The 20,479-nt window shown below is 67.1% G+C and carries 15 protein-coding genes; 9 read left to right on the top strand and 6 right to left on the bottom strand.

Annotated features, from left to right (window positions below; genetic code table 11):
• Window positions 1–434: 434 nt before the first annotated feature.
• Window positions 435–2,945 carry a bifunctional FO biosynthesis protein CofGH gene (locus tag V9K99_RS13070; RefSeq protein ID WP_442914714.1) on the bottom strand — a complete coding sequence of 837 codons (2,511 nt, stop codon included), beginning with the start codon at window positions 2,943–2,945 and terminating at the stop codon, window positions 435–437.
• 118 nt (window positions 2,946–3,063) lie between these two features.
• Here V9K99_RS13070 and V9K99_RS13065 point away from each other — a divergent pair, with 118 nt between their 5' ends.
• Window positions 3,064–3,618, top strand: a complete 555-nt coding sequence (locus V9K99_RS13065; RefSeq protein ID WP_337001869.1) for a TetR/AcrR family transcriptional regulator — start codon at window positions 3,064–3,066, stop codon at window positions 3,616–3,618.
• Window positions 3,619–3,753: 135 nt separating this feature from the next.
• Entirely contained in the window at window positions 3,754–5,595 is a 1,842-nt protein-coding gene (locus tag V9K99_RS13060; protein ID WP_337001871.1) for an ABC transporter permease, read from the top strand.
• Here V9K99_RS13060 and V9K99_RS13055 read toward each other — a convergent pair.
• The 4 genes from V9K99_RS13055 to V9K99_RS13040 are packed head-to-tail and all read right to left on the bottom strand — an operon-like array spanning window position 5,578 to window position 8,338.
• Window positions 5,578–6,081, bottom strand: coding sequence for a DUF2867 domain-containing protein (locus tag V9K99_RS13055; RefSeq protein ID WP_337001873.1), 504 nt, complete (start codon window positions 6,079–6,081; stop codon window positions 5,578–5,580). The genes V9K99_RS13060 and V9K99_RS13055 overlap by 18 nt on opposite strands.
• Before the next feature lie 9 nt (window positions 6,082–6,090).
• Window positions 6,091–6,642: a TetR/AcrR family transcriptional regulator gene (locus tag V9K99_RS13050; RefSeq protein WP_337001875.1), complete on the bottom strand. Its 552-nt coding sequence runs from the start codon at window positions 6,640–6,642 to the stop codon at window positions 6,091–6,093.
• Window positions 6,643–6,683: 41 nt separating this feature from the next.
• Complete coding sequence (locus tag V9K99_RS13045; RefSeq protein WP_337001877.1) at window positions 6,684–7,895, bottom strand: MFS transporter; 1,212 nt, start codon at window positions 7,893–7,895, stop codon at window positions 6,684–6,686.
• Window positions 7,892–8,338 (bottom strand): MarR family winged helix-turn-helix transcriptional regulator, encoded by a 447-nt coding sequence (locus tag V9K99_RS13040; RefSeq protein WP_337001879.1) that lies wholly within the window; start codon window positions 8,336–8,338, stop codon window positions 7,892–7,894. Before V9K99_RS13040 ends, V9K99_RS13045 begins: the two co-directional genes overlap by 4 nt.
• A gap of 205 nt (window positions 8,339–8,543) precedes the next feature.
• Between V9K99_RS13040 and V9K99_RS42740 the strand changes: the two genes are divergently transcribed.
• Entirely contained in the window at window positions 8,544–9,041 is a 498-nt protein-coding gene (locus V9K99_RS42740) for a bifunctional DNA primase/polymerase (protein WP_443137118.1), read from the top strand.
• A 549-nt stretch (window positions 9,042–9,590) separates the two neighbouring features.
• On the opposite strand, the gene V9K99_RS13035 is transcribed toward V9K99_RS42740, so the two are convergent.
• The gene (locus V9K99_RS13035; RefSeq protein WP_337001881.1) at window positions 9,591–10,358 is read right to left on the bottom strand and encodes an IclR family transcriptional regulator; all 768 of its coding nucleotides are present in this window, start codon (window positions 10,356–10,358) and stop codon (window positions 9,591–9,593) included.
• 235 nt (window positions 10,359–10,593) lie between these two features.
• On the opposite strand from V9K99_RS13035, the gene V9K99_RS13030 reads away from it, so the two are divergent.
• From V9K99_RS13030 to V9K99_RS13005, 6 genes are all read left to right on the top strand, one after another.
• On the top strand, window positions 10,594–11,256 hold the full coding sequence (locus V9K99_RS13030) for a hypothetical protein (RefSeq protein ID WP_337001883.1): 663 nt from the start codon (window positions 10,594–10,596) through the stop codon (window positions 11,254–11,256).
• Between the two features lie 136 nt (window positions 11,257–11,392).
• Complete coding sequence (locus V9K99_RS13025) at window positions 11,393–11,701, top strand: hypothetical protein (RefSeq protein ID WP_337001885.1); 309 nt, start codon at window positions 11,393–11,395, stop codon at window positions 11,699–11,701.
• A gap of 40 nt (window positions 11,702–11,741) precedes the next feature.
• Window positions 11,742–12,050 (top strand): hypothetical protein, encoded by a 309-nt coding sequence (locus V9K99_RS13020; protein ID WP_337001887.1) that lies wholly within the window; start codon window positions 11,742–11,744, stop codon window positions 12,048–12,050.
• Between the two features lie 12 nt (window positions 12,051–12,062).
• The gene (locus V9K99_RS13015; RefSeq protein WP_337001889.1) at window positions 12,063–14,750 is read left to right on the top strand and encodes a hypothetical protein; all 2,688 of its coding nucleotides are present in this window, start codon (window positions 12,063–12,065) and stop codon (window positions 14,748–14,750) included.
• Complete coding sequence (locus V9K99_RS13010) at window positions 14,743–16,902, top strand: outer membrane protein assembly factor BamB family protein (RefSeq protein WP_337001891.1); 2,160 nt, start codon at window positions 14,743–14,745, stop codon at window positions 16,900–16,902. The genes V9K99_RS13015 and V9K99_RS13010 overlap by 8 nt, the downstream gene beginning before the upstream one ends.
• Window positions 16,899–20,297, top strand: a complete 3,399-nt coding sequence (locus tag V9K99_RS13005) for a hypothetical protein (protein ID WP_337001893.1) — start codon at window positions 16,899–16,901, stop codon at window positions 20,295–20,297. Before V9K99_RS13010 ends, V9K99_RS13005 begins: the two co-directional genes overlap by 4 nt.
• The last annotated feature ends 182 nt before the right edge of the window (window positions 20,298–20,479 follow it).

Here is a 20,479-nt window from a genome sequence, read left to right as displayed (position 1 = left end):
CGCGATTCCGGGATGCGGACGACAGTTCGTTGTTGCGGAAGGCAACGGATGTACGGAAAGTGAGGGTTTGTATACGGAGTGTTGTCTTGTTCAAAGGCAATGCAAATGTTTGATCCGGGGGATGGTCCGGGGCTGTGGCCGCATGACAACGTTCTGCTGTCGGCGACGGACGGGTCGCTGACACAGGCTCCAGGTGTTCCCGACGTACTCCCGTCCGCGACCGGACTGTACCTCCCCTGCCGGTCACGGAATGATACGGCGGGCCCACCCTCCTTCGGGCCGACTGCCCTCTCGGGGCAACAGCAGGACGCCGGCCGCGCCGATAGCGGTGCCGGTCGCCAGTGAGGTGGCGACCGACATCAGGCGCGGCTGGCGTTTCCGTTGTCTGGTTGGTGTCTGGTGCTGCTGGGGACCAGACACCAACCAGGAACGGCTCAGGCCAGTTCGAGTGACGGCCGGTTCGGGACTTCGCCGTACGTCGTGGTGCGTTGGCGGGCCGGGCGTCCGGCCGCGGTGGCCATCGCGGTGAGTTCGGCGATCGACTTGCGGGAGCCGTGCTTGGAGCCGGCCATCCGGCTGATCGTCTCCTCCATCAAGGTGCCGCCGATGTCGTTGACGCCACCGTTGAGCACCGCGACGCAGCCGTCGACGCCGAGTTTCACCCACGAGCACTGGATGTTGTCGATCCGGCCGTGCAGCATGATCCGCGCCATCGCGTGCACCGCGCGGTTCTCGTCGTACGTCGGGCCCGGGCGGGCCACGCCAGCCAGGTAGATCGGCGAGTTCTGGTGGATGAACGGCAGCAGTACGAACTCGGTGAACCCACCGGTCTGGTCCTGTACGGCGGCGATCGTGCGCAGATGCTGGACCCAGTGGTGCGGTGCGTCGACGTGGCCGTACATCATCGTCGAGCTCGACGGCAGCCCGACCTTGTGTGCGGTGCTGATCACCTCGATCCAGGTTGCCGTGGGCAACTTTCCCTTGGTGAGGATCCAGCGGACGTCGTCGTCGAGGATCTCGGCCGCGGTGCCGGGGATGCTGTCCAGCCCGGCCTCCTTGACCGAGATCAGGAAGTCCTCGATCGACAGCCCGGTGCGGACCGAGCCGTTGACGATCTCCATCGGCGAGTACGCGTGCACGTGCATGTCCGGGACCCGGTCCTTGACGGCCCGGACCAGGTCCGCGTACGCCGTACCCGGGAGGTCGGGGTGGATGCCGCCCTGCATGCAGACCTCGGTGGCGCCGATCACCCAGGCTTCCTCGGCGCGCTGGCCGACCTCGTCCATCGACAGCGAGTACGCGTCCGCGTCGGTCCGCCGCTGGGCGAACGCGCAGAACCGGCAGCCGGTGTAGCAGACGTTGGTGAAGTTGATGTTGCGGTTGACAACGTAGGTCACGTCGTCGCCGACCGTTGCCTTGCGCAACTCGTCGGCAATCCCCGCCAGCGCGTCCAGCGCCGGACCCGTTGCCGTCATCAACGTCAGCGCCTGGGCGTCGGACAGGCCGGCCGGATCGCGCTCGGCCGCGGCGAGGGCGGCCTTGGTGTCGGCCTCGATCCGCTCCGGCGCCCCGGTACGGTCGAGCGCGGAGGCCTCGCGACGGGCCGCCACATCCTCGCGCAGGACATCCCAGTCGCCGTACGCCGCGTCGAAGTCCGAGCGAGTCTCGGTACGACGTCCCTCGGTGTCGATCGCAGTATGCAGATCGGTCCGTCCGACGCTGTCCCAACCACCGTCCGGCTCCTGCCAGGGCAGGCCCACCGGGAGTGCTTCCTCGAGAGCCAGCCCGGTCGCGGGATCGACCAGCGCTTCGACATGCGAGATCAGTCGCGGGTCGAGCCACGGCTCGCGCAGGTACTCCGGATGCGCGGTCAGCCTTTCCCGCAAGGTGAAGCCGGCATCCGCGGTGACCTTGGCCAGATCGTCGATCTGCGGCCACGGGCGCTCTGGGTTCACGTGGTCCGGCGTCAGCGGTGAGACCCCGCCGAAGTCGTCGACCCCGGCGTCGAGCAGGGCGCGGCACTCGGTCAGGTCGACCAGGTTCGGCGGCGCCTGCACGCGCATCCGCGGCCCGAGCACGATCCGGGTGACCGCGATCGCGGCCAGCCATTCCTCCAGCGGGACGTCGTCGTCGTTGCGCATCGCGGTGTCCGGCTTCACCCGGAACCCCTGGATGATGACTTCCTGGATCCCGTTGTACTGCCGCGCGATCTTGCGTAGCGCGAAGATCGAGTCGGCCCGCTCGGCCAGCGTCTCGCCGATGCCGATCAGCAGACCGGTGGTGAACGGCACGTTCGACCGGCCGGCATCCTCGAGCACCCGCAGCCGGATGGCCGGGTCCTTGTCGGGGGAGCCGAAGTGCGGCTGCCCCTTCTCCTCGAACAGCCGCCGCGACGTGGTCTCCAGCATCATGCCCATGCTCGGCGCGACCGGCTTCAACCGCTGCAGGTCCTGCCACTTCATCACGCCCGGGTTCAGGTGCGGCAGCAGCCCGGTCTCCTCGAGTACCCGGATCGCCATCGCCCGCACGTAGTCGAGCGTGCTGTCGTACCCGGCCTCCTCGAGCCACGTGCGCGCAGCGTCCCAGCGGTCCTCGGGGGCGTCGCCAAGCGTGAAGAGCGCCTCCTTGCAGCCGAGCGCCGCGCCTTGCCGCGCGATCTCCAGCACTTCGTCCGGCGAGAGGTACGGCGCATGCACGCGGCCAGGCGTGGTCGCGAAGGTGCAGTAGTGGCACCGATCGCGGCACAGCCGGGTCAGGGGGATGAACACCTTCTTCGAGTAGGTGATGATCCCGGCGCGGCCGGCGTCCTCCAGCCCCTGGTCGCGGACTCGCGCCGCGGTCGCCATCAAGGCGCTCAGCGCGTCACCGGTGGCGGTGAGCAGTACCTCCGCCTCGACCGGGTCGAGTGTCTTTCCGTCGTCGGCTCGTTTCAACGCGCGACGCATCGCCGTACTGATGTCGTTTGTGGCCACGGAATCCGAGCCTAGGCGCCGGAAACCGGGCGTTCCCGCGATTCTCGGGACCAAAAACAATCCGTACATCTGTCCTGATAGTTTGCTGTTCGTGCAGGTCAGGCGGGTTGTCGACGGGCGCCGGATGCGGGGTGAGCAGCGGCGGAGCGCGCTGCTGCGGGCGACGCTGACGGTGATCGAGCGCGACGGAGTCGCAGGTGTGAGCCATCGAGCGGTCGCCGCGGTCGCGGACGTGTCGGTCGCCTCGATCACGTACCACTTCCCGACGTTGGACGATCTGCTGGTGGCGGCGCTGACGTGGGCGGCCGAGGACCTCACGGCTGAGCTCCATGGGTGGGGGAGTGAGCTGGGTGCGCGGCCGGCGGATGAGCTCGCCCGGCTGATCGAGCACAGCCTGGTCCGCCGGCGCGGGCGGACGCTGGTTCTCTACGAGCTCTACCTGTACGCCGCCCGTCGCCCAGACCTGCGTCCGGTCGCCCGGGCCTGGCTCGAACCCCTCACCGAGATCGCGCGCGCCTTGACCTCCGACCCACAGCGCGCCGGCCTCCTGGTCGCTGCCCTCGACGGCCTCCTCATCCAAGCGCTCATCGGAGCCCGCGACGTAGACCGCGCCGACCTCGCCGCCCTCTTGGACGTCCTCAGATAGCCACTTTGTACACGGGATCCGCACGAAAACGGTCCGGAACTGCGGATCCCGTGCACAAAGTGGTAGCGCGGGGGCTACCGCGGCTGGGGTGTGTGGGCCCGGGTTTTGGGGCTGGGCGCGCGGTTGGGTGGGGGGATGTTGAGGTTGTCGGTGGGCGCCGTGCGGGGTCGGTGGCAGTTGTTCGCGGGTGCGGTTGTTGCTGTCGCGCTCGGTGTTGGCTTGGTGCAGTCGGGGTTGCAGGTGCTGGCAGCGACGGATCGGCCGGTGTTGCCGGCCGGGCTCTCCGGCTACGAGCGTGCGAGGGTTCGCGAGGGGTACGTCGGGGCCGCGACTTTGCTGGGGATGTCGGTGATGTTGGCGGTGTTCCTGACCGTGTTCATCGTCAGTACGACGTTCGGGTTCACGGTCGTGCAGCGGCGACGTGAACTTGGCTTGTTGAGGCTCGTAGGCGCGCAGCGTGGGTACGTCTGTCTGATGCTGGTCTGTGAGGCCGGGCTCCTCGGGGTGCTGGGTACTGCGATCGGCGTACTGGTCGGATTACTCGGCACCTGGGCGCAGTCGGCGTTGCTGATCGAGCTCGGCATGCTGCCGGCGTGGTTCGAGGCGCCTTGGGATCAAGGTGCGATGTGGGCCGCGATGATCGTCGGCGTGAGCACCGCGTTGGTCGGCGTACTCACGGCCGCCTGGCGAGCATCACGGGTCAGCGCACTCGAAGCGCTCACCGAGTCGCCGAAGGCAATGCGCGTGATGACCGCGTGGCGCTGGTTCTGGGGACTCTCCGCCGCGGCCTGCACGGTATTGCTGGTGATCGCAGCCCAGGCAGCCCGCGATCTCGTGGCCGGACTGATGATCGGCCTGATCGTGATGATCAGCGGTTCGATCGCACTCAGTCAGCTCAGCCCGATCGTCGTACCGCTGGCCGGTCGCCTTCCCGCCGCCGTACTGCGCGGCAACCTGATCGCCGACCTGGCCCGAGCCGGCGTCCTTCATGCGGTACGACGAAGTGCGGCCACTGCGGCCCCGTTGATCGTGCTGGTCGGGCTCGTGGTCGGGTTGTGGGGAACGTTCGGATCACTGGCCAAAGCGATCGGCGTGGAGCAGGAGAGACTGATCACGGCCGACGTCGTGGTGAGCAACGAGGTGCCGACAGGGCCGGGCATCGTGGTCGCGTCACCGCAGACCGCCGTACCTGTTGCTGTCACCCGAGGAAAGCGAACCGTCTACTCCGAGGCAATCGGGATCGACCCCGTGGCCTACCAGCAGACGCACAAACTGCGGCCGCGGAAGGGATCGCTGGATCGGTTGGCCGGCCGGACGATTGCCATCGGCCCCGGAATGGCTGCCGAGGGCTACAAACTCGGCTCGACCCTCACCATTGCGCTCGGCAACAGAAAGATCCCGGTCAAGGTTGTTGCGATCATGCCGGAGACGCTCGACGTCAGCGAGAACTTCTTCATCCCGCGCACGCTGCTGCCGGCCGGCGGCCGAACCGTAACCCTGGTCAAAGTTGCTCCAGGCAAAACATTGAGCGGCCAAACCGTCAAGGAATGGGCGGAAGCGAAAGGCGATGCCCAGCAACGCAGCAATTCAAGTCTCTTCGCCGCGTTGATGGGACTCGCCGGGATCTACGCCGCCGTTGCCGTGGTCAACGCCGTGGTGATGTCGACCGCGGACCGTCGCCGCGAGTTCGCGCTGGCCCGGATGGCGGGCCTCACCAGAATCCAGGTCGTCATGGTCGCGCTGATCGAATCCACCACCGTCGTGATCACTGGCGTACTCCTCGGATCCGTGGTCGCCAGTGCCGCGCTGGCAGGCGTCGCGGCGGGCCCGTACGGCCTTGCCGCGTTGGCGATTCCCTGGCGGCTGCTCGGTCTGATCTTCGGTACGGCGATGATCGTCGTCGGAGCGGCGGCGACAGTCACGGCGTACCGCGCCACCAATCCGCAACCGATCTCCCTGCTAGCGGGTCGCGAATGACTTCGTTCCGGCCTGAGCCATGCTGGCGACGATCAGGTGGTGGAACGGCAGGATCAGGTTGTAGTAGAAGCGTCCGGCTGGTCGCAGGTACTTCACCAACGTGACGACCTTGAATTCGGACACTGGCTTCGCGTTGTCGGTGATGATCGCCAAGTACCCGATCAGGTGGTTGTCGGTGACCTTGAGCAGCAGGTAATGATCTTCCTCGCCGCGTTCGACGGTGAAGAACGCCGCCAGGTCGCCCGGTGTGAAGCTCACGGTCTCCGGCCGGAGCCGGCGCGACTCCGGGAGAACCATGTCGAGACGGAGCGCCTTCGCCACCACGATGCGAACAGCGAACAGTCCTTTGACCCACAGCGGCGTATAGCCAAGAGCGCCTGCGGTGAACTCACGCAGCGACACCGCGCCGCGAGCGGTCTTCACATCGATGACGTCGACGACAGGCAGTAGGTCGTCGATCTCGGGCAGATCGGTACGGCTCGGCATGGCGGTCTCCTAGTCGATCAGCGTCTCGCCGGTCGCGAGTTGCAGCGTCATCGCGTAGATCTCGCGCAGATCGCTCTTCGGCACCGAGGGCAAGACCTGCTCGCCACCGATGAGGATCAGGTACAGCAGTTGAGCGAGGCGGTCCGGATCGACATCGGCCTTCAGCCCTTGGCAGAGCTCGCGAAGGTACGCCGTCCGGGCACGATCGACCCGCTCCTGAGCAGCCCGTACTTCGGCGTCCTGCAAAGCCCACGCCCGTACGGCGATCTCCAACCGATCGCTACCGGGATCGGACAGCACGAGCTTCAGCAGGTGCTGCAACTTGGCCGCCGGCTCCGCATCGGGCTTGCGCTCGACCGTGTCGATCAGACGGGTGGTGAACTGCGCCTCGAAATACTCCAAGAGCGCCGTACGGAAACCCGCGGCGCCCTTGAAATGGTGGTAGTACGAGCCTTTGGTGACACCGAGCTTCCCGGTCAGCCGCTCGATCGTGACGGCCGGCGCGCCCTCGTCCGCGAGCAGCTCGAGACCCGCTTCCAGCCATTCCGTCCTGGTCACCATGGCAACGACCATACCATACCGTTTGGTATGGTCGCAGTCTCTTACGCGTCAGCCGTGGTGAGTGCCTCGGCTTCGACCTTGGAGTGGGCGGTGGGTACGCGGAGGTGCGACAACGGCTTCCAGCCAGTGGCCAGCACGCCGACCGCGAGCAGTACGGCGAAGGCGCCGACGTAGAACGGGATCTGCACGTTGATCTCCTCGCCGAGCTTCCCGGCCAGCCACGGTGCGACCGCTCCACCGGAGAACCGGACGAAGGAGTACGCTGCCGACGCCGTACCGCGCTCGACCGGAGCGGCCGCCATCACGGCCTCGGTGATCAGCGTGTTGTTGATGCCTAGGAACAGCCCGGCCACGATCACGCCGACCGCGAGTACCGCCTTGTGGTGTGCGTACAGACCCATCACCGCCAGATCCGCGCCGAACAGCAGCAGCGACGTCATCACCACCGGCAGCGTGCCGAACCACCGCTGCAACCGCGGCGCGACGAATACCGACGTGACCGCCAGCCCGATACCCCAGCCGAAGAAGATCAGTCCGATCTGCCGCGCCGACATCGCCAGCGGGAACGGCGTGAACGCGAGCAACGTGAAGAACCCGAAGTTGTACAGCAACGCGGTGATCGCCACGGTCGCCAACGACCGGTGCCGCAACGCCTTCAGCGGCTCGATGATCGACGTACGACGTCCAGCCGGTGGCGAAGCGGGAAGCAGAAAGGCCGTCGCTGCGAGCGCGATCGTCATCAGGACGGCGACGCCGAAGAACGGGCCGCGCCACGAAATGGTGCCGAGCTCACCGCCGACGAGAGGCCCGGCCGCGATGCCGACACCGAGCGCGGCCTCGTACAGAATGATCGCCTCGGCGACCGATCCGCTGGCGGAGTTCACGATGGTGGCCAGTGCGGTCGCGATGAAGAGCGCGTTGCCAAGGCCCCAACCGGCCCGGAAGGCGACGATCGCGCCGATGGAGTCGGACAGGCCTGCCAGGGCGCTGAACACGACGATGATGGCCAGGCCGATGAGCAGGGTGCGCTTGGCGCCGATCCGGCTGGAGACCGTGCCGGTGATCAGCATCGCGAGACCGATCACTGCCATGTAGCTGGTGAACAGCAGCGACACCTGCGACGGGCTGGCGTGCAACTGTTCGGCGATCGGCTTCAGGATCGGATCGACCAAGCCGATGCCCATGAACGCGATCACGCAGGCGAAGGCGACCGCCCAGACGGACTTGGGTTGTTTGAGGAACGAGTTGCTCACCGGGGGCTGTCCTCCAATGGTTCGAGGGTGAGGATCTTGTGCATGACGGCGACCGCGGCCTCGAGGGTGGTGAGGTCGGCCGCGGGGAGCTGACGGAGCCGCGTCGCGACGGCGGCGCCGGCTTCCTGGCGGGCGCGCTGCAGTTCGCCGTACCCGGCCTCCGTGAGCGAGATCAGGCTGGCGCGCGAGTCGGCCGGGTCGGCTTCGCGCCGTACCCAGCCCTGCTCCTCCTGGCGCTGCACCAGATTGGACATCGTCGGTTGGGAACACCGATCAGCCTTCGCGAGCTCGCTGATCCGGGTCGGCCCGAGCTCGTCGAGACGGCCAAGCAGCCGCATCGCCGCATGCGGCAGCGCACTCACATCCCGACTCGCCATCCGCGTCACCCGCGCCGACGCGACCACCATGTCGACACCCAACTGGGTCAGGTCAGTTCCACTCACATCCATTCACGATACATAGGAATGCTATGCATCTCCACCCGCAGTGAGTCAGCTCACGCCTGTTGAGTGTCGAGAATCGCTAGATCTCAGATTTTGGGTGCCCTATCTGAGATGTGTTCTGAGGCTGGTGTTACTCGTGGGACTGGTGTGACTCAACCTTGCGGCATTTCAGGTGCATGCGCGGTCGGCTGGCCGGTCTTGGTGAGTGGCCGGTGGCGATCCCGACAGCAAGACACTGGCGGTGCGAAGTCCAGGGGTGAACTCCGCAGTCGCACGGAATGCCGTCGGTGTGACGAAGCCCGCCTGCACCACTGACCCGGGCCGGGCCGCGGCCTGGATCGCTGTCAGCCACAACCTCAGTGTCGGGTGCCGGGCAAGCGACGTCGTCGGGGTCGACCTGGACCGGCATGGTCGCGTCGACGGGGTCGCGAGATTCGAGGCCTTGTGCGACCAGTTCGGGCAGCAGTGGCCGGCCACGTTCAGCGTCACTACGCCGAATGGCGGCCGGCATCTGTACTTTGCCGCGGCTGGCCAACCCATCGCGAACTCGTCCGGGCCCGGCGCGCGCTTGGGAATCGGGATCGACGTCCGAGGCCTGGCAGACGCAGCGGTGGCTATCTGCTTGCTCCAGGGTCGCGCGTCGACGCCGGTCCATACCGAGTCCACGACAACCTGCCGATCGCGCCACTTCTCGGTTGGCTGATGTATCTGCTGCAGCCGACTCGCCAGGGCGCGACGTCAAACACTCGGGTCTCGAAGATAATGCCGACCAAGGACCTGGCCGCGGCGGGAACGAATAACACCGGTTGTCTCGCGCACGGCAGCTACGACGACTGCACGAGACCCTCAGCCACTTCGTCACGCGGCCGATCGACCAACTCTCGCCAGCAGCGGCGACCCCGAGCTTCGCTCCCTACCGGGCCTCTGCAGACCGGGCCACGGGTTATCGCCTGCCGTGAGCGTCATCGGTCGCCTGCGGGTCCTTGGCCAGGTTCGATGGTCAGGTCATCAAGTGTCGAGCTGTACACCTGGCAAGAGGTCACGCGAGCCGGTTGGCGGCGTGCCCGGTCGCGATCGCCGGCACCGTCGCCGCCGCGATGCAGTCAGACTCTCGACACTGCTCGAACAGATGATCCGCACACTCCACATCGCCCGCAACCTCGGCACCTCCGAACCCCTCGACCCACACGAGCTCGACTGGCTACGCGTCTAGTACTCGCCTGACACCTGGAGCTGTCGGTGCGAGGCTGCGTCAGGTCGGGGAACGCTCGGCTTCTTGGAGTGCTCTGCCGAGCTCGTCGGCTGTTTTCTGCAGCCTCTGTAGGCCGCGGGCCGGAGGCAACGACTTCGTCTCGGCGGTGACTCCGACGATGTGGGTACCGGACGAGCCCGGTACGAGGGTCGCCCCACACCACCAGCCGAGTCGCGATTCCTCGTACTCGGTGGCCAGCCCGGTCTCCGCGGTTCGACGGAGTCGCGTGAGTAACAGGTGCGGACTTGTGACTGTGTACGGCGTCGCGCGCTGAATGCCTGTGCGGAGGACACCCTCGATGCAGTCGGGGTCCAAGGCGATCATCAATTGGCCGACCGCTGTGCTCGGGCAGTCGCCTCTGAGGACGCGGGGCATCCAGTCCCGGTTCGTTGCCGATGCCATGAGAGGGCTGTGGCGAGGCGTGAACGCGGTATCGGCGACCACGAAGGCCTCGTCAGTCACGATGCCCGCCCAGGTGATCTGCCCTGTTGTCTGGCTCAGCTCTTGGAGGAAGGGTCCCGCGAACTCGGCGACCGCTATGTGCCGCTGGGCAGATTTGCCCAGTTCGAGGAGCCGGAAGCCGAGCTGGTAGCCGTCCGGCCCGAGTTGCAGCATTCGATGCCCGACGAGGTTGTTGGCGATCCGTCGGACGGTCGCTTTGGGCAGGCCGGTCTCGGCGGTGAGCCGGGCGAGCGACATCGCCCCGACGCTCATGGCGACCGTCTCGATGATGTCCATCATTCGCCCCGCGACGGTGTGGTCGTCCACGTCGGTCCCCCAGAAACTGATCGTTGCCCCCGACCATCATGCCTTCGGAGTGGTCGGCGTGTCACTCAGTGGTACGACTCGCTGGCCGGACCTGGACGGGCGATGCCAGGCTGGCTGACCGGTGGGTGTCCGGCGAAGCTCGTTGGAGGGGGACGACATGGAGGACGTTCAGGCGTCCGTGGGAATCAAGGACGGGGTTCAGTGCTACAACCTTGTCCCCGACCAGAATCTCGTGATGCGACTCCTTGATCGCATTCCGACGGATCAGGGGGGAACGTTCACCCCTGGCGGTGTGAACGTCTGGCCGGAGCCGATCCAGGGGAGCTGTGCGCCGGCGCTGCACGAGGCGATTCTCGAGTTCCAGCTTGCGAACAAGGCTGCGGGCCTGTTTCACGATGGCCACGTCGATCCGGGCGAGCGCACGATCACCCTGCTGAACGAACTGGCGACAGAGCCTGTCGATCTGGGAGAGCTCGAGGAGGTTCTCCCGACGGATGGAGAGCACCGGTTCGAGGTCGCCCCGGACGGCGTTCTGGTCCCCATTCCTTCGGAGGCGCCGGCTGGGAACCCGATCCGTGACGACGCGAGGATCACCGTCAGCCCCCGGGTCAACGATCAGTACTACGTGTCGATCCTGAACGTGCCACCCGATCGCGGACATGGGCTCGAGTTGGTCATCGACGGCTTGATGAGCTTGAGCATCGCTCAGCTCGAGCATCTCGCGCTGGAGGCTGCCGGGGGTGCGGCCCGTGGACTGATCAAGTTCGGCGGGATCGCGATTCACGTGCTGGTGACGCTGTTCACACCGACACCGACCTTCAAGCAGACCTACGTCGAGGGTGCTCTCATGCCCGACGGGACGAAGATCCGGTACATCGTCATCGAACTCGGTGAATGAGCCCACCGATGTCCGCGCCGTTCCGGAAGTCAGGTGGTGACGGAACTCACATGCTGTCGTACTTTGTGTAACAAGCAGGACTGGGCGGGTCGGTATCCGGCACTCACGGCCAGTCCTCAAGAGATGGGGGTGTGTCTTGGGGTTCGCAGAGGAGTTTGCGTCGCGGCTCGGTGCGGCCGGGATCGAGATCGACGCCGGATCGGTGCCGTCGGCCGATGCGCTCGAGTCGGGGCTGAGCGCGGTATCGGACTGGTTCTGGGCCGATGACCTGGATCCGCTGATCCGTGAGGGCTTCGACGAGGGGTCGGCGGAGTATGCGATCTGCTATCACCTGGCCGACGGGGAAATCGGCGTCGGCGCCGGCATCGAGCCGTTGCTGGAGGCATTCGATCAGACCAGCGGGCAGTCGTTCTCGGTGATGCTGGCTGCCTCGCAGTCGGCGTAGGCCGAGGCGCTGACTGCCAGTCAAGGGGAGGTGTGAGGCCATGTCCGTGGATGCCTTCGCGGAGTGTTACGCCGGCTATGTCGAGGTGACGGTCGACAGCGTGATCGACGATCTCCGGACAGCCGGCGCGGAGAAGATCCAGCGCTTCATCGACTGGTGGGAATCGCTCAGCGCGAAGAGCATCGCGCTGATGCAGACGCTCGCGGCGAGCGCGACGGCGGTCGTCGGAATCATCCTGACGAAGTTGGGCGCGGAGATCTCGCTGTTCGTCCTCGCGCTCCTCGGGGGCGCGTCGTGGGCGCTTCTCGTCAGGGCGCTGGTCCACTGCCAACCTGTGCTCTGGACCTAGCCGGCGGGCCCGATGTTCCTGCTCCTACGGCCGTCCGATCACCTGATCGCCGGTGTGACCTGGTCCGGTATCGACGGTGGCGATCTCGTTGCTGTTGGCAACTCCGCGTGGATGTTGCTGGCGCTTCCTCCGCAGCATGTCGCCGAGCAGACATTCCCGGAGGAACAAGGGTCGCCAGGCGCCGACCAACTACCGGCGCAGTCGATGCTGTCAGGCATCAGTCAGGTCGGAGTCCGGCTCGCGCAGGGTTCCGGCTTCGAGCCGACAGCCGCCTCGATCCTCGGTCTGTTCGACTCGGCCGTCCCGTTGGGGCCTGCGGACGAACCCGCGACGAAGGTCGAGTTGCCCTGGCACCTGATCGTGGCGCCGCGGACCAGGCAGGGCAGCCCCGGCGCGTTCCGTCCCGTCTCCACCGCCGTACCCGTGGCCGGTTCGGCCGCAGTGCTCTGGCGCCTACGGGTCGATCCCGAGGAAGGGGCCGCCTTGGTCGCGGTCGCCGAGGTCGGTGCCGGGGTTCCCGACCCGTTCCCGATCGCGCTCGAGATGACGTGGCGAGCGCGGTTGGTTGCCGAGACCACCGCTCGTCCGGCGGACCTGGCTCGCCTGGAGCTCACCGCGCTCGGCGGTTCGCTCACCGTCGACGGAGTGTGGGATGCCTTTGCCTGGCAGCACCGTGCGGTCCTCGGCCGCGACATGGAGGTCCAGGTTGTTGCCAACGGCACGCTGTATCCGTTCGGGCATCGCGCCATCTACCAGCGCAGCGTCGAGCGCACCTTCGAACCCGGCGCGGATGGTGCCGCCGTACTGCGGCAGGTCGATCTGATCACGGTCGTCGACGCCGTGACCGCGGTGCCCCTCGATCCGTCCGTACGTCGTGCTTTCCCGTTCGACGCGGTCGAGCTGACCGAGCAGGTGTTCACGATCATGCCGCCGGTATGGAAGTCGACGCCGGGCTCGGGCGACCTGGATGTGTTCTTCCGCCCGATGGTGTCCGACGGGGATCTGCAGTTCCCTGTGCGGTGCCGCACGGGGGACAGCGAGCTGGAGTTCAGGATTCCGCTGTTGTTCGTCGCGGATCCGCCGCCCACCGTGGAGTTTCTGGCAGACGCTGGGGTTGCCGCTGCGTTGAAGGATGCGTTCGGGAGTGTGCGCGTACCGATCGTCCCCTCGCCCGTCGACCTGGTCCGTGCGGAGGTCAGCCAACGGGAGGATGTTCAGGAGGTCCACGCGTTGATCATCAGCGGGGTGGCCGAAGCCGGTCGGTTCGCGCCTGGGCTGAGCTCGCTGGAGATCACCCTGCCCGCGGTGCGATCGCTGCTGGACGCTGCGGAAACCTATGTGGTCAAGTTTTCCGAGGACTATCTCCGCGCGGGCGCCGATGCCCGGACGGTCCTGCAACTGGTCCAGGACAAAGTCGGGCTGGACTTCGCGGGGCGGGCTGATCGTTCTGGTGCGCTCGTCGCGCCGGCGTACGCCGCCGACGCGATCTCGCGCACCCTAGGACCGGTCGTCGGCAACGCGCTGCCCGATCCGCGGACCGAGATGGTCGACGTACGCGCGTTCTTCGCCCCCGACGCAACCATCCTCGGATTCCCGCTGCGTGACCTGTTGGGAGCCACAGCGCGGCCCCCGGCAATCACCTCGTTGCTGGAGGCGGGGACGTCGCCAGTGGTCTCCATGGAATGGAACCAGGTCAAGCTGCACTCCTTCCCGCCCTTCGTCGCGAATCCGACGACAACGCTCGACCTCCAGGTCAACGTGACGCCTCCGACCGGCATCGAGCCCGCAGATCTACTCGGCAACGACACCAAGTGCACAATCACGGACTTCGCCCTGGAGCTCCCTCCGGGGAAGAAGCCACTACTCCGCCTGCACATCGACCAGCTCACGTTCCACCAGCGAGGCGGTGCGCCCCCAACGGTGGATATCCACGGCCTGCATGTCGATTTCCTCGGCGAGCTCCGGCTCCTCGAAGCCTTGGGACGCGCGGTGGACCTTGCGGGGCACGGGCCCCGGATCGACGTGGCTCCCTCAGGAATCACCGCCGACTACACGCTGGAACTCCCCGAGGTCACCGCCGCTGCGTTCGTACTCACCAACGTCGCCGTCCACGCCAGCGCGTCGATCCCGTTCGACGGGCGGCCGATCTCGGTGAACTTGGGCTTCGCCAGTCCGGCCAACCGGTTCGCGTTGACCGTGCTGATGTTCGGTGGCGGCGGCTACCTGGAGATCGAGCTGACCCAGGACGGGCTGCGACGAGTCGACCTCGCGCTCGAGTTCGGGGCGATGGTGGCGCTCGACTTCGTCGTCGCCCACGCGGAGGTGCACGCGCTCGGCGGCGTCAAGTTCCAGTTGGCCGGTGACAAGGTCGAGGTTTCCGGCTACCTCCGGATCGGCGGCTGCGTCGACATCCTCGGCCTCGTCTCGGTGTCCATCGAGCTGTGCGTGACGCTCAGCTATCGATCGGAGACGAACGCCCTGGTCGGCCGGGCGACACTCGTCGTCGAGATCGACCTGTTCCTGTGGTCGGACAGTGTCGAGCTCGACAGCGGCGACTGGATCCTCGCCGGAGGCACGGGAGGGCGCGAGCCGGTTGCCCGGCCTGCCCTGGCCAAGGCCTTCGCGGACAGCCGGCCGGGCGTCGATGCCTTCGACGATTACTGGTCCTGCTTCGCGGACGAGGGAGGTTCCGATGCCTGATGCCCCTTCTTCCGTCAGCTTCCCGGCCGACGGAGCACATCGGCTCGCCTGGAGCCCCGACGGCGGCCGGATCGCCCTGTGCGGATCAGGTCAGCTCCGTCTCGTCGATCCCGACGGCGGGGCCATATCCTGGCAGGTCGAGGTAAGTGGAGGCGGCTCGGTCACCTTCAGCCCAGACGGCCGACGTCTCGTCACTTGTGACTTCGGAGATGGGTCGGTCAGCATCGAGGCGTACGACGTGGCCGGCGGCGGTCGGCTCTGGACCCGGAATCACATCGCCGTCGACCCCGGTCCCGACACGCCGGTCGACCCGAACAACCCCGTGGGCAGCCTGCTCGGAGGCCTCCTGGTCCAAGGGCTTGCTGCGGCGGTGATGGTCCCCTTCCTCCGACGCCTGTCGCGGGCGTACTTCAGCCCCGACAGCCGGCTGATCGCTCACGCCGGCCTGGTGCTCGACGCGGCCACAGGCGCGGATGCTCTGTCGTTGCCGGTCGAGCAGCGTACAGAGACCCTGACGGTACCGATGCCGCCGGCTTACAGCCGTGACTCCCGTACGTTGGCGGCCAGGACAGCCGAGGGCATCACGGTTCTCGACACGCGTACCGGCAACGCGGTCTGGTCCGCGGTGTGTCCCGGTCAGCCGGTATGGGCCTGCTTCGTCGAGGATCAGCTCGTCGTCTTGTGCGATCCCCCTCACGAGGTCCACCATTTCGACGCGGCGACAGGTGGTGCTCTCGGCAAGCATTCCCTCGACCCGGCTTTCGGTGCCACGATAGCGTTCCTTGGTCGGATGCCGGCTCTCTTCAGTACGACGCAGGACGACCGCTCGATACTCGCGATCGGGGGGCCCGTCTTGGGCTCGACGACGGCCACCGTCTACCAGACGAGTACGGGGACCGGCCGCTTCCCACCGGTCAAGCTGGAGCGCAGCGAAGCGGCTACCCCTTTCGAGGAGAGCCGGGGGATGCTCAGCCCGGACGGCGAGCGGTTCGCGATCAACCGTCCCGGGCTTACTGTACTTCGGACCCGCTCCGGTGCCATCGAGTGGCAGGAGCCGGACGGTGCTGTAGGCGATGTCGTGTTTCACCCGAGTGGGTCGCGGCTCGCTGCCCTGGTCGGCAACGAACTGCGGCTCTACGACACCGGTCTGATGGCTCCGCCGTCAAGTGTCGGAGCGCCCTTACGAGCCGTGTCGCTGAGTGGCGGAGCCATTCCCCTGCTGGCGGCCGCCAGCCAAACTGACGAGGGGCACGGCGTGGCCTCCCTGTTCCTCGCCGCCCAGGGCAAGGTTGTGGTCGAGAAGCGCGACCAGGGTCTTGTCGGCGCTGCGGTCCTATCACCGGATGGTCAGCGTCTTGCGACCGGCCGGACTACAGGCTGGGTCGCGGTGTACGACACCGTGTCGGGAGCTCGCCGGCTCCAGATCCACCACGACGACGCCGTCAACGACCTCGGATTCGATGCGACCGGCGAGCTACTCGCCACCGCCGCCAACGACAAGACCGCACGGCTCATCGACACCACGACCGGGGCCGAGCTCTGGCGCCGGGACCATGAACGATCGGTACGCCGAGTTGTGCTCGACCCCCTTGGCCGATGGGTGGCGACCGCCTGTGCTGACCAGACAACCAACATCCTCGACATCTCGAACGGAACGATCACTGCGACCTTCACCCACGACGGGCGGGTCCAGGCACTGAGCGTCGCCCACTCTCGTCAGGTGGTCGCCGCGGCCTATGAAGGTGGTGCGGTTCTGGTCATCGATCCGGCAACCGGCACGCTGTTGGGCCAGGCCGATCACCCGCGCGGGGCCAGCGCCGCAGCCCTGAACCTCATGGGTGATCTGCTGGCCAGCGGTGGTCGCGACAACGAGGTGCGGATCAGTGCCGTCTCCGACACGACGGTGACGGGGAACCTCAGGGTCCCGGTCGGCAACGAGGTCATCGAGCTTCTGTTCAGTACGAGCGGAGTTCTTGCGGCACTCACCAGCGACGGGGTTGTGCGTGTACTGGACCCCAAATCGGGTGACACGCTCGCCTGGCTCAGCCATCCGGGCACGGTGAGCGGGATCGCGTTCAGCGGCGACGGGTCGTTGCTGGCCGTCGGCTGCGAGGACGGCAACGCCTACGTCTATCCGGCGACCTGGTCATGAGCACCCTGACCTGGCTGACCGTTCCTCAGCGCATCACCGGGAACGACGCTCACGTGTCCGTCCTGGTGGTGCCACGCCTTGGCGGCGGCCGGCTGCAGGACTTCGGGCTCCGCGATTGGCCGGCGCGGCTGACCGAGATGTCGTTCGAGGTGCGGATCCGATCGGGCGGAGTGCAATCGATCGCGAATGGCCGGCCGACCCTGGCCTCGGTGCCGGACAGCGAGGTCTGGCATGCCTTCTTCGACGGTGCCGCAGGCACGATCGAGGACGGTACCGTCCGGCCGGCGCCCCGGACGCCGACTGTTCGAGACAGCTACACGGACGCGGTCCGGACTCACGACACGCACCGGGTGCTTGCCCGGAGTATTGCGAGGAGCGGCGTCACCGGCGAGGTGGAGAACGAGCTGGCACCGTGGTCGCATCGACGTCCCCGAATGGAACCAGACATCCAGCAGACGGCGGTTGCACCGAATGTCGACTTCCACCGAGCGGTCGCTCTGCTGAGGGACCATCCCCGCGTGATGCGGGCGTTAGGGCTCGTCTTCGATCTTGTCGTCGATGCAGATCTGCTCGACATCGGCGACCCGGCCGATCGCGCGATCGCGATCGCCTCGGACGACTCACCCGTACCGGTGATATCGCCCTGGACCCGCTACACGCTGCGCCGTACGCCGGGAGGCGGCCACCCCGCCCACTTCCGAGCCGCGGACCACCCGGCCGGCTTGCACCGCGCCGGGATGCTCGACATCCACACCGCGCGCTCGGTCGGCGACACGTCCCGCCCACCTGATCCCGGCTGGCTGATCTCGACCATGGACATCGAAGGCGCGGTCAACGACCTCCGCGAGGCAGCGCAGGCCATTAATCGTGGTGACCCGCTGCTGTTGCCGCGCGCCCGCTCCGCAGGCATTGCCTTGGTTCGGCGAGGCCGGCAGGCCGACTACGACGCGCTGGCGAGACGTGCTCAGGAGAGGCCCACCGACACGGCCGACGTCGAACTGACCGCCGAGGACCTGATCCTCGGCTACCGGGTCGACATCCGGCGCGGCGGTGGCGCCTGGCGTTCGCTGTGTGAGCGTGATGCCAGCTACACCGTGCGTACGACGGACGGCAGATCGCTTGCCATCGGCAACCCAGGCACGGAGGAGGGTCACGTCAAGCCGCACAGCACGGTCAAACGCGACGACGGAACTCTCGAGACCGACGAGGTCGTGCTGCGCTGGGACGGTTGGAGTCTGGTCCTGCCATCGCCGGGGGCAGAGCGGGGGGCCCGGCGTACGGCGACGACGATGCCCTACGATTTCGAATGGAGCTTCGACGTACCACGGGACCCGACAGGGACGCCGCTGCCCACCCTGCCGGCCTTGCGATTCGCGGAGCCGTACCAGATGCGGGTCCGAGTCGCCGATATCACCGGAGGCGGCCCTCTGCTCGACGAGCCCGATCGCGAGGATGCGGCCGGCCCGTCGATCGTCTACACCCGCCACGAGCCGGTCGAGCCACCGATACTGGACAGCACCGACCCGCTCCAACTCGGCGCGGGTATCGACACCCTCGTCGTCTCCACCGACGCTGACGACGAGCACGAGCCGGTCACGAAACGAAACTTGATCCCGCCACACGGCAGTTTCCGCCTCGCGGAGCAGCACCGCATGTTCGACCACCCGGCGGCCCGCGATCTGGCTCGTCGTGCCTTCGACCGCTCGCTTCGCAATGCGCCACCCGCGGTCCCCGACGCCGCCGCCCAAGGCATCAAGGCGTTCGTCCGTGCGGAGCCCGGTGGGCTGGATCGTTCCTGGTCAGGGCTGGCGCAGTGGCCGGATTGGCCCCTGTCCGAGTCGAAGACGATCGAACTGATCGGACTCGCGGACCCTGACGCCGAGACCGCCCTCGACCTCGACGACAACGGACTGACCGTCCGGCTCCCTCGGGCTGAGCAGATCACCGTCGAACTGTCCTCGACGATCCGCGGCGACTTCCTCGACCACTTTGCCGTCGGCTGCTGGATCCTCGAGGATGGCGCGACGCACGGCTGGAGCGAGGCGGCGTACGGCGGGAGGCATCCGATGCTGTCCCCGGTACGGAGGCTCACCTTCGTCCACGTGGTGAAACGGCCGCTGGTCGCGCCGGTCTGGGAACTTCCCGACTCCGCGGTCACCCGCTCACCAGGAGCATCGTTCGTCGACCTCGCGCCGACCTTCAAGCCGACAGGCCTCGATACCGACAGCACCGCGCGGCTCGAGGTCGGTGCGTCGTGGACCGACCACTCCGACACGGGTCCGGCAGAGCAAGCCGTCGAACACCTGCACGCCGTGACAATTGCGCGCGGTGCTCCCGCCGTACCGGCCTTCCGGCACGAGTTCGGCGACACCAAACATCGGGTGATCAAGTACCGCCTGACCGCGATCAGCCGGTTCCGGCACTTCTTTCCCGACAGTGAACCCGACGAGGCGTTCCAGCAGAGCGCCGTACAACCGCACACCGTGAACGTGCTGTCCTCGGTGCGGCCCAGTCCTCCCCGCGTTCTGGCGACCGTACCCGCCTTCGCCTTTGAGACCAGTAGGGAGCCGGATCGCATGACCCGGCGTCGACGCGTCGCGCTCAGAGTCGAGCTCGCCCGGCCTTGGTTCTCCACCGGAGAGGGCGAACGGCTCGCTGTCGTCGTCGCACCTGCCTCCGCCGACGACACCGTGCCGGCGACCCGCATGGGCCGCGATCCGATCATGGCATCGTCCCCGGTGCCGCACCTCGTGCCCGCGTCCAGGTTCACCGGTAACAGCCTGCGGCCAACAGACATCGAGCTGCCCGAGTACGACGGCCAGCTGACCGTGATCCCGTACGACGTCCAAGACGCCGGCGACCACTGGTACGCCGACGTGTGGCTCGACGTCCCCAGCGCATACGCGCCGTTCGTGCAGCTCGTGGTGGCCCGCTATCAACCTGACAGCCTTGACGGGCTCGAGACCTCGAACCTGGTCACCTGCGAGACAGTGAGGGCGCTGCCGAACCGTCTGCTCGCCGTCGAACACTCCAGCCAAACGCTGCGCATCACCGTCACTGGCCAAGGTCCGCAAACCGCGAACCGTCTCGAAGCCGTCATCGACGAACTGCGGGCCGAGTTCGATCCCGACACCGTCGAGCTCCTCGCCCTTCCGGGCGCGCAACCCTCGCCGGTAACGGCCTGGCGACCACGACCGGACACCTCGTCCACCGGCACCATCGGAACGCCGCTCCCACCGATCACCATCCCGCACTCAACCGGCCACCTCCGGCTCCGCGTCCGCGAAATCGACGACATCCCGTCGGACGGATTCGCCATCGGCCCTCCCGAACTCATCGAACAGACTCCCTACTTCGACATAGTCGCTCTACCGCAGTCCTGGCGCACGGCGTGACGCGAACCCGTCGTACGGCATCGCGGCGGCCATTGGCCGGGGCGAGTACGCCTGGCGAGGAGGCAGGGCCTACGGCGCTCACCTGGGAGCAGGTCGCCGAGGCTCGCTGTCGTATCGAGGCGGGGAGAAGAAGACCGTCGTTGCCCGATCCGCGACGCGGGCAAGTCCTGGCCCGACCGCGC

The sequence above is a fragment of the Kribbella sp. CCNWLW201 genome, assembly GCF_037203805.1.
In the GTDB taxonomy this organism is placed as follows: Bacteria; Actinomycetota; Actinomycetes; order Propionibacteriales; family Kribbellaceae; genus Kribbella.
Note: the sequence above shows the minus strand (reverse complement) of the source record. Positions and strands in the feature narration are given on the sequence as shown.

What these genes read in the sequence shown, in the direction of transcription:
- V9K99_RS13010 (WP_337001891.1), top strand. Translation starts at nt 14,743, where the DNA reads ATGCCTGATGCCCCTTCTTCCGTCAGCTTCCCGGCCGACGGAGCACAT.
- V9K99_RS13005 (WP_337001893.1), top strand. Translation starts at nt 16,899, where the DNA reads ATGAGCACCCTGACCTGGCTGACCGTTCCTCAGCGCATCACCGGGAAC.
- V9K99_RS13015 (WP_337001889.1), top strand. Translation starts at nt 12,063, where the DNA reads ATGTTCCTGCTCCTACGGCCGTCCGATCACCTGATCGCCGGTGTGACC.
- V9K99_RS13020 (WP_337001887.1), top strand. Translation starts at nt 11,742, where the DNA reads ATGTCCGTGGATGCCTTCGCGGAGTGTTACGCCGGCTATGTCGAGGTG.
- V9K99_RS13060 (WP_337001871.1), top strand. Translation starts at nt 3,754, where the DNA reads ATGTTGAGGTTGTCGGTGGGCGCCGTGCGGGGTCGGTGGCAGTTGTTC.
- V9K99_RS13050 (WP_337001875.1), bottom strand. Translation starts at nt 6,642, where the DNA reads ATGGTGACCAGGACGGAATGGCTGGAAGCGGGTCTCGAGCTGCTCGCG.
- V9K99_RS13070 (WP_442914714.1), bottom strand. Translation starts at nt 2,945, where the DNA reads ATGCGTCGCGCGTTGAAACGAGCCGACGACGGAAAGACACTCGACCCG.
- V9K99_RS13030 (WP_337001883.1), top strand. Translation starts at nt 10,594, where the DNA reads ATGCGACTCCTTGATCGCATTCCGACGGATCAGGGGGGAACGTTCACC.
- V9K99_RS13055 (WP_337001873.1), bottom strand. Translation starts at nt 6,081, where the DNA reads ATGCCGAGCCGTACCGATCTGCCCGAGATCGACGACCTACTGCCTGTC.